The sequence below is a fragment of the Chloracidobacterium sp. genome (genome assembly GCA_016720705.1).
Classification (GTDB): Bacteria; Acidobacteriota; Blastocatellia; order Pyrinomonadales; family Pyrinomonadaceae; genus OLB17.
Map to the genome: position 1 here is coordinate 343,111 of JADKKB010000007.1, position 12,706 is coordinate 355,816.

The 12,706-nt window shown below is 51.3% G+C and carries 9 protein-coding genes; 2 read left to right on the forward strand and 7 right to left on the reverse strand.

Annotation, left to right across the window (positions count from 1 at the left end; all coding sequences use genetic code 11):
- The first annotated feature begins 293 nt into the window (after positions 1 to 293).
- Positions 294 to 2,399, forward strand: a complete 2,106-nt coding sequence (locus IPQ00_08730) for an elongation factor G (protein ID MBL0240642.1) — start codon at positions 294 to 296, stop codon at positions 2,397 to 2,399.
- Positions 2,400 to 2,552: 153 nt separating this feature from the next.
- Here the strand turns inward: IPQ00_08730 and IPQ00_08735 are convergent, their stop codons facing one another.
- Positions 2,553 to 3,044 carry a hypothetical protein gene (locus IPQ00_08735; GenBank protein MBL0240643.1) on the reverse strand — a complete coding sequence of 164 codons (492 nt, stop codon included), beginning with the start codon at positions 3,042 to 3,044 and terminating at the stop codon, positions 2,553 to 2,555.
- A gap of 237 nt (positions 3,045 to 3,281) precedes the next feature.
- On the opposite strand from IPQ00_08735, the gene IPQ00_08740 reads away from it, so the two are divergent.
- Complete coding sequence (locus IPQ00_08740) at positions 3,282 to 4,247, forward strand: DUF2911 domain-containing protein (protein ID MBL0240644.1); 966 nt, start codon at positions 3,282 to 3,284, stop codon at positions 4,245 to 4,247.
- A gap of 72 nt (positions 4,248 to 4,319) precedes the next feature.
- Here IPQ00_08740 and IPQ00_08745 read toward each other — a convergent pair whose 3' ends face one another.
- The 6 genes from IPQ00_08745 to IPQ00_08770 form a co-directional block, all read right to left on the reverse strand.
- Complete coding sequence (locus IPQ00_08745; GenBank protein MBL0240645.1) at positions 4,320 to 4,910, reverse strand: cytochrome c3 family protein; 591 nt, start codon at positions 4,908 to 4,910, stop codon at positions 4,320 to 4,322.
- Between the two features lie 179 nt (positions 4,911 to 5,089).
- Complete coding sequence (bla, locus tag IPQ00_08750; GenBank protein ID MBL0240646.1) at positions 5,090 to 6,061, reverse strand: class A beta-lactamase; 972 nt, start codon at positions 6,059 to 6,061, stop codon at positions 5,090 to 5,092.
- A gap of 33 nt (positions 6,062 to 6,094) precedes the next feature.
- Entirely contained in the window at positions 6,095 to 7,123 is a 1,029-nt protein-coding gene (locus IPQ00_08755; GenBank protein MBL0240647.1) for a gluconolaconase, read from the reverse strand.
- Positions 7,124 to 7,252: 129 nt separating this feature from the next.
- Positions 7,253 to 8,389: a citrate synthase gene (locus tag IPQ00_08760; GenBank protein MBL0240648.1), complete on the reverse strand. Its 1,137-nt coding sequence runs from the start codon at positions 8,387 to 8,389 to the stop codon at positions 7,253 to 7,255.
- 343 nt (positions 8,390 to 8,732) lie between these two features.
- Complete coding sequence (locus IPQ00_08765; protein MBL0240649.1) at positions 8,733 to 9,791, reverse strand: hypothetical protein; 1,059 nt, start codon at positions 9,789 to 9,791, stop codon at positions 8,733 to 8,735.
- Between the two features lie 248 nt (positions 9,792 to 10,039).
- Positions 10,040 to 12,667 carry a carbohydrate binding family 9 domain-containing protein gene (locus IPQ00_08770; protein ID MBL0240650.1) on the reverse strand — a complete coding sequence of 876 codons (2,628 nt, stop codon included), beginning with the start codon at positions 12,665 to 12,667 and terminating at the stop codon, positions 10,040 to 10,042.
- Between the last annotated feature and the right edge of the window lie 39 nt (positions 12,668 to 12,706).

Genomic DNA, 12,706 nt, shown 5'->3' on the forward strand with positions numbered 1-12,706 from the left:
CCGGATTATTAAACAAGCTATTGCGGTCGGATCACCTTCGTATATCGATATTATAGCCCTTCTTACGCCCGATACGAAGTTTTTACCGGTTCCGGACCTGCTCAAATTGTGTAAAAATGCCACACGCCGACCGCTGTCTTGCTATCTCCGTTATTGTTGTATAAATTACAAATTACACACAACTGATTTCTTCGGGTTGTTGTTGAGGGTTTGCTGTCTTCGCCACAGCCTTGACGATCGCAGGGCGGCCCAAAAATTCCGCACTTTTACAACGAAAGGAGAACTTGCCGAAAATGAAAGCATTTACAACTGATAACATCAGGAATCTCGCTGTCATTGGACACGGCGACGCAGGTAAAACCCAGCTCGTCAGTTCGATGCTCCACGTCGCCGGTGCCGGTGGACGATGGGGTAAGGTCGACGAGGGCACCACGGTCACCGACTATGACGAAGATTCCATAGAACGCAAAATATCCCTTAATAGCAATTTCGCACACGTCGAATACCAAGACACGAAAATAAATTTAATAGACACGCCGGGCTATGCCGCTTTTGTATCACACGCTCGCCCCGCGTTACGCGTCGCCGACTGTGCCCTTGTGGTCGTCGATGGCGTCCACGGCATAGAGGTACAGACCGAAAAGACCTGGAATTACGCTAACGAGTTTATGCTGCCACGATTTATGGTCATCAACAAGATCGACAAGGAAAATGCCGATTTTGACCACGCGATCGAGACCGCAACCGACTCGTTTGCACGTTCGATCGTGCCGTTCACGCTACCGATCGGCAATCAAGTCAATTTTCGCGGCGTCATCGACGTCGTGCATCAAAAGGCGTACGAGTTTGACGCTGATGGCAAGGCCAAGGGGATCGCGATCCCGAGCGAGATGACTGCGGTGCTCAATTCGACACGCGAACGCCTGATCGAGATCGTCGCCGAATCGGATGACGACTTAATGGAGAAATATTTTGAGACCGGCACTCTTCCCGAGGAAGACATCGTGCCGAATCTTGCTCGAGCGATCGCCGCGAGTAAGCTATGTCCCGTTTATGCGGTATCGGCGACCAATCTGATCGGCATTCAGATCCTGCTCGACCACTTGGTCGAATTTGCACCGAATCCGGCGACGCACGAGGCCGAATACGGATTTACGGACTATGATATGAAGGGTGACCGCGTCTCGCGCAAATATAGCAGCGACGAGCCATTTTCCGCATACGTTTTCCGCACGATCGCTGACCCGTTTGCCGGGCGTATCAACGTAATGAAGGTGGTCAGCGGCAAGGTCACTAACGATGCCACCGTCTACAACTCGACGCACGATACAGTGGAGCGCCTCGGTGCACTACACGTCATCGCCGGCAAAAATCTCGACAAGGTCAATGAAGCGGCGACCGGCGACATCATCGCTGTCGTCAAATTAAAGGACACCCAGACCGGCGACACGCTCTGCGACAAAGCAAACCCGATCGTATTTCCGCCCGTCGAGTATCCCGAGGCGGCGATCGCATTTGCCATCGAGCCGAAGTCGCGTGCCGATGAGGACAAGATCTCGTCGGCACTTCACAAGATACTCGAGGAAGATCCGAGTTTGCACTTTGATCGTGACCCGCAGACCAAGGAGTTTATACTCTCGGGTTCCGGTCAGTTGCATATCGAGACCGTAGTCAAAAAACTCGAGCACCGCTATCACGTCGAGGTTACGCTTCATCCGCCTAAGGTCCCCTACAAGGAAACCCTTACGCAAAAGGTGGAAGTACAAGGCCGACATAAGAAGCAGTCCGGCGGCCGAGGCCAGTTCGGCGATTGTAAGTGTATCTTTGAGCCGCTCGAGCGCGGAGGCGGATTTGAGTGGGTCGATAAGATCTTTGGCGGATCCGTTCCTCAAAATTTCCGCCCGGCTATTGAGAAAGGGATCATCGAAGCCGCTGCAACCGGAGCGATCGCCGGCTATCCGCTCGTTGATTTTAAGGTCACATTGATCGACGGCAGTTATCATGCGGTCGATTCGGACGAACACTCGTTTCGGGCGGCCGGCCGTAAGGCGTTTCGCAATGCCATCGACAAGGCAAAGCCGACATTGCTCGAGCCGATAATGGACGTAGAGGTTTTTACACCCCAGGAAGTCTCAGGTGACATTATGGGCGACCTCAACAGCCGACGCGGCCGAGTTGCCGGAATGGAGACGCGCGGTAAGCAGCAAGTGATCAAGGCCAAGGTGCCGCTCTCTGAAATGCTCGACTACCAGTCGAAGCTTAACTCCGTCACGCAGGCTCGCGGGTCGTATCATATGCAGTTCTCGCATTATGATCCGCTGCCCGGCAATCTGGCCCAAAAGGTCATTGACGAAGCGGTCGCCGCAGGTCGTGTAAGGGCACACGAAGAAGATGAATAGGAACTGAGCAGTTTCTAATGACAAAACAAGCACGGGGCGAACAGTAGTTTGCCCCGTGCATTTTTCTAATCTTTACGATCCGGCGATCGTTCGACCTAACAAAAAAAGAGCCCGGAAATAACTTTCCGGACCCCTTGCGGCGTGGGTAAACTGTTAGTTGCCAAATATATTTCCGAAGATGCCGCCACGGTTATTGCGGTTGTTGTTGCGGTATCGATCCATTCCGTCACGGTAGCCTCGGTTATAGCCGTTTTGATACGCTTGTTGAATTTGTGAGCCATATCCGCCGCCGTTGTAGCTTCCGTTACCATAGCGGCCATTGTTGCCGTATTGGCCGTTTCGACGGTTACGGGCATCCATTTTAGCTTGTTTAATTCCCTCTTTGTACCCGCGTTCGTACGCCTTTTTTGTAGCTTTATAATTATTATTCCCACGACCGTTGTACTGTGGGTTGTAATTTCCGTTGTTATAGCGATCCTGGCCATTGTTATAACGATCGTCACGGCGATTATCGTTTTGGCGATTGTCCTGACGTCCGCGGCCCTGAGCACTGACGTCCGTTCCCGTGAGCAGGATGAGGCCGAAACCAAATGCCGCCACCAGCGAGAGTCCCTTCAATGTGCGTTTGAGATTAATATTTTTCATGACTATTTAAGTCCTCCGGGATTTGCTGTCGCAATGCCCGTGCCACGCGACCGATCACGCCATTTGCTGAGCAAAGTGCCGATCCGCCTAATATGCAGACACCATTTGGGATGGCCGTTCAACCATATCAGCCGTTTTTCCGGATGATCGAATGGAGATCTGGCATCTGTAAGTTGAAACTCGCCTACGCGGGCGTCATACTAAGTACGTAACAATACCTTTAGGAGACCAGTAATAATGTCGATGAAACAAATCTTCAATACTATATTTCTGTCCGCTGTCGCTTTAGTGTTTGCTGCGACTATCGCGTCGGCCCAGGCCGGCGCTTTGAAAATGCCTAATGCCAGTCAAAAGGCAAGCGTGACGCAAACGATCGGTGTCACGGATGTGACGATCAATTATTTTCGTCCGGGCGTAAAGGGCCGAAAGGTCTGGGGCGACGCTACGGCCGAACTAAACGCCAAGGGTGAAGCGACGCTTGATAATGGCAATACGCGGGCCGCTGACGCACCGATGGTGCCCTACGGTCACGTTTGGCGCACCGGGGCTAATGATGCGACGCAGTTCATCATTACTGATGATGTGATGATCAACGGTCAACCGCTCGCGGCCGGAGCATACAGTCTGCATACGATCCCGGGCAAGACCGAATGGACGGTTGTCTTTAACTCCGTTGCCAATCAGTGGGGCAGCTTCAGTTACGATGCCAAGAAGGACACACTCCGTGTCAAGGCAAAGCCCCAATCCTCACCACACAGTCAGGAATGGATGCTATTCACCATCGACCCCGTGACCGAGAATTCGGCAACGGTCAATATCCTTTGGGAAAAGATCTGGGTACCTTTCACGATCTCGGTCGATGTGCCGGTAGCGACGCTCAAGAATGCAAAAGCGGTGCTCGCTTCGGCTAAATCCGATGATTGGCGTACGCCGTTCAGGGCGGCACAATACGCGTCGCAAAACAAGCAAAACGACGTTGCCTCAGCTTGGTTCGAACAGGCGCTAAAGGCCGCCGACGAGTCGATCAAAGCTAAAGAGACGTTTGGCAATCTTTCAGGAAAAGCCAACATCCTGTTCGCAATGGGTCGCAGAGAAAGTGGCCTCGCTGTGGCTGATGCCGCGATCGCTAGAGGCAAAGCAGATAAAGCAGACACTGCGTCATTCGAGAAGCGGATCGCTGACATTCGCGCCGGAAAGAATTAGTCCTGCACTCTGAGAAAACGAAAAAAGGGACGGGCGATATTGCCCGTCCCTTTACCTTTGATCGTGTACTAGCTATGCCGACTTCTTATGGCACATCGTGCACTGTGTGGTCGTCGGCCCTTTGGTCGTCGGCACCGTCTTTTTGACCTCAGTGTGGCATCCGGCACACGTTCGATGATATGCCTGCTGATTGTTGAGCGAAATTACCGCTGCGCTTCCTTCGTGTTTGACTTCAGGGATCGCATCCAGCAACTTCGGCTTATCACCGGTGCGTGCGTGACAATCTCGACACGCATTTGCTCCGGCACCGGCAGGATCCTTCGCATAAAGTTCAGCCGTCAATGTTGTCGTTCGATCCGCAGGCCAAGCGGTCTTCAGCGGCGGAAATTTCACGATGTCGGCCGCCGGACGTGCCGTGTGGTGGCACGCTATACACGCTATGGCTCCACTCTGATCGATAGTATAGGTACCACCCGTATGTTTCTTATGGTCGAATGTGACCTGACCGAGCTTTGCTTCTTTAGCTAGCGTAATTACGTCTGGCATAGGCTTTGGATCTGCTTTCTGTGCACTTATCCGAGATCCGGTAAGTCCACTGACCACAAATACAAAGCCGCCTGCCAAAACTACTGCAATGATCGTTAAGATCGAATTTTTCTTCATCGACATATCCTCCAGCCTGATCGAAATTATACTGATTAAACAGTTGACTGCGCCGCCTACACTTCTAGAAAGTTTTCATTTTCATAATACACCGACCTAGTTGGATGTTGAAATGGCCCTGTATGTTGACCCGATAAATCTGAAATGAATCTTGATCTTTGTGACGTACCCGAGTTTCTCTAATTGCTCCAACGATCGCACGCCGCCTTAGCGATCTTTGCGATCACAGCCTCCCTGGTCTTTTCGTCCGCGGGCGAGTCAGATACGAGAACGGCGATCACGATATGTCGGCCGTTGGGCATTGTAATAATGCCGATGTCGTTAGTTGCGGCCGTAATACCGTCCTTTGTCGACGACGTTCCCGTCTTATGTGCAACCACATTTGCCGGCGGCAAAAGACCTTTTAGCCGTTTCGCACCGGTGCCGGTGTCGACCATTAACTTTAACAGCAGCTCACGATTTTCGGCCGAGATCCCATTCCCCTCGTGCAGACTTCTAAGCAATGTTACTGCCGAATTCGGCGTAATAAAATTCAGATACTGAGCTTGCGGATCGCTTGCTAACTCCTTTTCAGTACTGATCACCGCCAGGTCCTTAACGCCGATAGCAGACAAATAAAGCTGGATCTCGTCAGCACCACCGATCAGACGCATCAGGACATCGCTAGCCGTTCCATCGCTTTCGGACACCGCAGATCTGATCAACTCTGAAACGGTGAGAGCGGTTCCGTTGGGAAACTTGTCGCGGATCGGCGAATGCTGATCCGGGCCGACCATATCGACCGGCGTGACGCCGATCTGCTCATCGAGGGCAAACTTTTCGGCATCAACTGTGTATAACATTGCCATCGCAATCGGCAACTTATAGACGCTCTGCATCGGAAACCGCTGATCGCCGTTCAGCGAAACGCTCCTGCCGGATTCAAGTTCGACGGCCGCAACCCCGACCTTGCCCTTTGCCTCGGCAGCGATCGACTCGATCTGCTTTAGCAGTTCCGGGTCAGGCTTAAATTCGATATTACTTAAAGGTTTAGTCGGTGTCACCACTTCGGGTGGAGGCGTCGGAAAGCCCTTTGCGAGCTTCTCTGCCCGCTCACAAGCGGGAACAGCAAGGCACGTAGCGATCAACACACAACTTAGAAACTTATGCATACGCCAAACTGATCACCGGATCCGCAAAACCTCTTATCCAAGCAACACGCCCTCAATTCCGCACGGGATCGAGTAGACGCTGTCATTTGTCGCGACGATCATCTCGCCTTTTCGCGTAAAGCAAAGGCCGACAACATTGTTTCCAGCGACGAAATGCTCGCCGGCAGAGCCATCCGGTAAAATTCGTGTGATGCCGTGATGGCCCCTGTAACAGCCTGCAACGTAGAGATTTCCCGCTTTGTCGAATGCCAGGCCTTGCGGGCGACCGAGCCCGCGGAAAAATCGCTCGTCAAATCCCTCGTGGTCGATCACGTGAACAGCATCAAAACTAGCGAGTCCGGGTGCCGAGACATACAACTGCTCATCCGGGCCAAAAGCCAGATGATATGCCGCAACAGACGGCTCAATAACGGCGAAAGTTTCGACGATACCTAATTCCTTAACCCTATGTATCGTCCCTGAGCGGTCGCCGACATACATCTCGCCGTTTTTGTCGAAGGCGATCCCCGTCGCTACCCCTAACCCGGTCGCGTAAACCGAGCTAGTCCCATCACGGTCCATCAGATAAACCTCGCCGCGGGCTCGATTTGTCACAAACATTCTGCCCTCGCGGTCAAAAGCGATACCGGTCGGATTAAGTATCTCGTAGGGCATATCATCGAGAAATCCATCCGGCTCAAGCCGAAACAGTGTTTCATCGAGTTGTTGGCCGCGAGAACCTGAACGCGTAAGTATTAGTGCATCATCCAGCGGATCAACGGCGGGATTGGCGACTATATGCATCCCGCCGGCTAGTTTCTTGCCGATCACAATTGGGAATGGTTCGCTTTGCCTGCCCTCGACCTCTAAATGGATCTGAGTATGTATCGACCCGACAATGTCGGGAACGACGGCCAACACCCTGGACGATGATGCCGCAACAATCCGGCACTTTTCCCCTCCGACAAATACTCCATTGCCGCCACGCATATTTGCCGAAAAACCATCGATTTCGATGGCAATCTCCGCTCCAGGTATCGCGTATTTAGGCTCGACCGACTTGATTGTTCCTGATTGATTCATTTTATAAACTGATTTTACGCTGACCGGGAACGTGTGTCGAATTACGCTCCGCAGCATATTTGAGCAAAAAAGCACGGCAACCCGTGTGAGGCTGCCGTGCTCCTGACTTCTGCAGTCTGACGTTAGTTATTATCGTTCGGCGATCGGTACGTATTTGAGATCGCGTGCTCCAATATACTCAGCACGCGGCCGAATGAGTTTGTTATTAGCGTACTGCTCGAGAATGTGGCCCGTCCAGCCTGAAATTCGGCTGACGGCGAAGATGGGAGTGTACATATCGAGAGCGATCCCCATCAGGTAATACGTCGATGCCGAGTAAAAATCGACATTCGGGTGCATTCCCTTTTTCTCAAGCATAAGGTGCTCAATCCGCTGCGACATCTCGTACCACTTCATCTCGCCCTTTTTCTCGCCCATATGACGCGAATATTTGCGAAGCCATGTAGCACGCGGATCTTCAGTCTTGTACACGGCGTGTCCGATGCCCATTATCTTACGTTTCTCTTCGAGTGCCTTGTCGAGCCATCCGTCCACGGCTTCAGGGCTGCCGATCTCGAGGAGCATCTTCATAACATTGGTGTTGGCTCCGCCGTGCAGTGGTCCGGCGAGGGCGGCGATGCCTGCAGTCACAGCACCGTACATTCCGGCCAGTGTTCCGGAAACGACGCGTGTCGTAAATGTCGAAGCGTTTAGCTCGTGATCGGCGTGGAGAATGAGGCAGACGTCGAACATCCTTTCTTCATCGGCGTCCGCACGCTCACCGCGGGTCATATACAAGTAGTTGGCCGCGATGCTAAGGTCGTGATCCGGCGCGATTACTTCCTTTCCATTACGGATCCGATCCCAGGCCGCGGCGATGGTTCCGATCTGCCCGGTAAGTTTGGTCGCCGCCTTGGTCGCTCTCGCCCGGTCGGTCCCGTGTCCGTCCTTGTCGTAAAAATCCAGCGCCGAGACCACCGTCCGAAGTACGTCCATCGGATCAGCGTCTTTCGGAAATTGCTTCATTAACGCGATAACCTCAGCCGGAGCCTCATAGTTTGCTCGCAGCTCGGCTTTCAGTCCATCAAGCTCATCCTGTTTCGGCAGTCTTCCGTGCCACAAGAGATATATGACCTCTTCGAACGTTGAGTGTTCGGCGAGATCGTGTATGTCATAACCCTGATATATAAGAATTCCCTTCTCGCCATCCACGTCGCCGATGGCACTTTGAGCTGCCACGACTCCGCGAAGGCCGGCGGTTGCTGATGATTCGGTTGCTGTACTCATTTTAATATCGACTCTCTATTAAATTTGCGTTTTTATCCAAACAGTCATTTTATAATGAGGTTGGCCGTTGTTACAAGTAAGGCGGGGGCCTACCGTAAATTTGCGAGAGCTGATGTCAGTACTTCATCACCCCAAAGAGCCGAAATTTCAAAAGCACCAATTCCCGTGTGAAGATCGTTTCCGCTGTCGACCACGTTGAGGAAGTATAAAAAAATTACCCACGATTCGAAGCAAGCCTCCAAAGGAGAACCACACAAGGCTTGCTTCGAATTCGTGGATAAAACCTTACAAAATAGAGATGCTCTTACACTCACAAATGGTTTGCCGGTAAGTAAAACTTTATCTATCTGATCTGAGTTTCGTACGCGGTCTTGATACGCAGCTGTTGATTTCGATTCAACTTGATGTGCTTTCCGCGCTCGATAACGACGGCTCCGACACCAAAAGCTGCTCCGAGCCCTGCTCCGACCGCCGCACCGACCGGCCCTGCCACTACTGCACCGACGACAAGCCCCGCACCGGTTGCCCCGCCGATCTTGATGCCATCGCTCTTATATGAGCTCTTGCCCACGGCCGTACCTTCAGTGTTAACGACCTTGATATTGTCGCCCTTGACCGGCATTACTTCGGTAAGGGTCGCATTAAAGTTGCTCCATCGCGTTTCATTTAACAAAATGCGGTCGAATGAAAGCTGTAGCTCTGAACGCCGTTTGATCCTACCCGGAGATTTGATCCTCGACACACGCCCCTCGATGATCGCTCCTGCGATCTCGGACGGCGACACGACCTTTGCCGTAAATTTCTCCCCCTCACGACTTTTGTCGGTGCTAAGATCCTCTTGCAATTCGAGCAAAAGCTCGGTGTCGCGCGGAATGATCACTATCGCTCCGCTTTGTGTCACAAAGGTATTAACGGGCGAATCACTGACAGCGTAGTTAACTTCGGTCTGGGTTGCGGCAGTTGTCGCGACACGATTCTCTGCAACATTGTTTTCAGGGATCACGCTATTGCTTTGCGAACCGGTCGGGATCATCCCTCGCTTTTTGATATTCGTAGGCAAGGCTGATTCAAATGAACGCTTTTCAAATCCCGTGTTATAGCCCGACTCAAACCCCTGTTGGTATCCGTCGCGGTAATCCTCGACCGTTCCATAATCGCGGTTAAACGCCCGGTCGGCCTTTGTGTAGTCGGCGTGACGCGAATAGTTTTTGGCGAGGCTGTCGATCGTGTCACGGTAACCGGACATATATCCGTCAGAATAACCTGTCCGATATCCACGCTGGAGGGCGATGTTCAGATCCTTGGCCTGTGCGTTTACCGGGGTGACCAGAGCCAATGCTAGTAAGACATTGCTTAAGGCCAATCCCAAAAACACCACGAGAATACTCTTTGCGATTTTCATAAGAACTCCTTTGCTTTTGTTGTGGTAGAGAACGTAAACCAATTTTTCTAGAGTAAGTTATACAGCAATACTTGAATTAATACAAGAGATTTTTTACAGAATTTTATCGATTTTTTCCACAGGCATACTTAAGAGCTCGCATAACGTGTTATGCGTATTTTGTGGATTCTTAGGCCGAGGTTGTACAGCACGAAAAAGGGCGACAGGAAATTTGCCCTGTCGCCCGACCTATCGATGTTTAAGTTAGATCAAAAGCTTTTACGGAAAAGGTACGATGCTCGTAAGAAAAATGTCCGGCTGTTTCTTTCAAATCCGGGCTCGAACTGCCCGGTAAATGGGCTGTATCCCTTGTAGTTGAAGTTATCGTTATACCCGACGTAGAAAGCCGTACCCGGATTCGGGTTCCAGCCAAAGAGAAACTGGCCGCTGGCATTCGAATTTAGCGTGTCGTAGTCCCAACGTGCCTTGACATAAATAAAGCGAGTGAACTGATACGTAGATCGCACGGTAAAGATATTCGTATCGTATGCCGTTTTCTTATTATCATTTCGCGTTAGACGACTCTTAGTGTAATCCATCGAAATTCTCAGCGGTTCAGACGGCTTATACTCAAATCCCACGTTTGCATCAAATTGCCATCCGCTACCCGGATCAAGTTGTGGCGGTTCGGCAAAATTCGGATATGGATTGTTTATCGGATCCGCTTGGTATGCATAAAGCCCGGCGATGTAGGTCTGATATTCGGGGCCGCCTAGATAAGTCGAAAACGCGGGACTCGAACGCGGATATCTCGGTCCGGCGCCAAAATCGTAGTCGAACGCGTTGAAGATAGACCCAACAAATCCGTAGATCGAAAACTGCTTACTGACCGTCTTGTTGGCGTTTATGCTGACATAAGGCTGAGTCGCTGAACGCGTAGGATCACCAAAAAATGCACCGAGCCGATTATTTGCTGGATTTCGAGTTGGACCAAATTCGTGCTCATAGATTTTTTCATATTGAACGCCGAATTCGGCGTGAATTGACATATTGCCCTGCAAACTCAGATCCACATTATTTCCGACCAACCCGAATTGCGTGCGGCCCTTCCAGTCCAGTCCATACTTCGCGAACTGAACCCAATTGGCTCGGATGATGGTCGCATTGGGGTTGGACTTTGTGCTAACCCGATTGGCAAAAAAGAACGAGTTTGTATCGGTGCGGCTCGTAAATCCGGCATCCGTACGATAATCAGCGGTGGTGCCTTCGGCTTCGAGGAACCAACCGTGACGGTCGGTCGTGTAATCGATATTGAATGAATAGCCAAACCCATTTCCGGTCCGATATTTTGCTCGATCGAGATTTGGGTCATAAAAGAATTTTCGCGAATGGGTCCCGAGAACCTGAAACTTCATGACCGTCTTCGGATCAAGCTTAAAGGTGCCGTCGAAGCCACCGGTAAAGTTCCGATTTTTAGGGAATGTTCGAGCTGTCGCATAGAATCCGACGTTGTTTTCTTTCCCAAAATCACGCTTAAGGCGAAGCACGCCGAAAAATGCGTTTTTGTCGATAAACTCTTCTATGCCACATCGGCGTTTATTATTCGGCGGATCAAACTCTCTCGCCCGTTGGCAGTTCAGCAATTCGCCGCGCTCATCATCCGAGTAATTGCCGGGGGCATTGTCCGACGCCACTAAAATGCCAAATGTGTTGCGTCCGATCTTGCCAGTTAGTTTGGCCGCCAGATCAGGGTCGACAATTGTCCGCGAATAAAATGGTTGCAGCGGCGAACTGAAAATATCTTTACCTTCGAGAAAAAAAGGCCGCTTTTCCTCAAAGTAGATCGGGAAACGCTGGTTGGCCGAGACCACAGGTGCGTCAGCCTCGATCTCGGCAAAGTCAGGATTCACAGCGGCGTCGAGAGTCACATTCGGCGAAAGATTGTACTTAAGGTTTACGCTTAGGTCGGGCTTGACGGGATCATTGACGAAGCGGCCTGGATCGCGGATGCCGATCGGGTTAAAGACCGGATCATACGGGCCCAGAGTCCCAAATCCTGCATTGTTGATCGTCCTTTTTCGATTTCCGGTTTGGGAAACGGTGATGCTCGGAACGACCTCGAGGGTACGTTCATATTTGACCTCATCGAGCCCTGTGATCTTGCCGTGCTTGATCAACGTACCCGAAATATTTCGATCATCCGGCATCCATTGATCAAATTCGTCGTTAAACCGATCTATGTTACGGGCAACATTAAAGCCCCAATACTTACCCTTTCCTGCGGAATACCTCAATGATTTGAAGGGTATCTTAGCTTCGACCGACCATCCCCAGTCGAGTATCACGCCCTTCGACTCCATTACAATATCGACGGTAAAATCAGCCCCTGAACCTTCGGTAAAAATGCCGTCCTGCTGGATCCCAAGCGGATTAAACCCAAGGATGTATGCCCGTCTTTGATCGTCGTAGGTATCGAGCCACATTCTCACGTTGTCTTCGTTAAAGACATTGTCCCGTTTAGCAAGCGTCGCCCTGATCTTGTCCGGTTCATCCCAGCATCGAAAAGCAACGTACAGATTTTTTTCGTCATACATCATCAAAACCTCGGTCGGTTTTGACGGTGCTGTATTATTGCCGGGGTTTGTCTGATAAAAGTCCTTAAATACAGCCGCTTGTTGCCAGGCCGCGTCATCGACCTTACCGTCGATCACGATCGAAGCGGCATTTCGAGGTACGACAATGGGCCTTGTCTTTTCGGCGGGAACCTCGATATTGCCGACTCGCTTCCCCGCTCCGGCAGTCGTTGATGAAGGCCCAGAAGCTGATGTCGACGTCGTCTGCCCGATCGCTAACTGCGAGAATAATAATATTGCAAATACTGCTGCGTAAGATCTCATTACTATATAGGGGATAAAATGCGGTGCACTTCACGCGGC

Excerpts from the sequence above, each read along its gene's own strand:
- IPQ00_08730 (MBL0240642.1), top strand. The coding sequence starts at position 294 with ATGAAAGCATTTACAACTGATAACATCAGGAATCTCGCTGTCATTGGA.
- IPQ00_08735 (MBL0240643.1), bottom strand. The coding sequence starts at position 3,044 with ATGAAAAATATTAATCTCAAACGCACATTGAAGGGACTCTCGCTGGTG.
- IPQ00_08740 (MBL0240644.1), top strand. The coding sequence starts at position 3,282 with ATGTCGATGAAACAAATCTTCAATACTATATTTCTGTCCGCTGTCGCT.
- IPQ00_08745 (MBL0240645.1), bottom strand. The coding sequence starts at position 4,910 with ATGAAGAAAAATTCGATCTTAACGATCATTGCAGTAGTTTTGGCAGGC.
- bla (MBL0240646.1), bottom strand. The coding sequence starts at position 6,061 with ATGCATAAGTTTCTAAGTTGTGTGTTGATCGCTACGTGCCTTGCTGTT.
- IPQ00_08755 (MBL0240647.1), bottom strand. The coding sequence starts at position 7,123 with ATGAATCAATCAGGAACAATCAAGTCGGTCGAGCCTAAATACGCGATA.
- IPQ00_08760 (MBL0240648.1), bottom strand. The coding sequence starts at position 8,389 with ATGAGTACAGCAACCGAATCATCAGCAACCGCCGGCCTTCGCGGAGTC.
- IPQ00_08765 (MBL0240649.1), bottom strand. The coding sequence starts at position 9,791 with ATGAAAATCGCAAAGAGTATTCTCGTGGTGTTTTTGGGATTGGCCTTA.
- IPQ00_08770 (MBL0240650.1), bottom strand. The coding sequence starts at position 12,667 with ATGAGATCTTACGCAGCAGTATTTGCAATATTATTATTCTCGCAGTTA.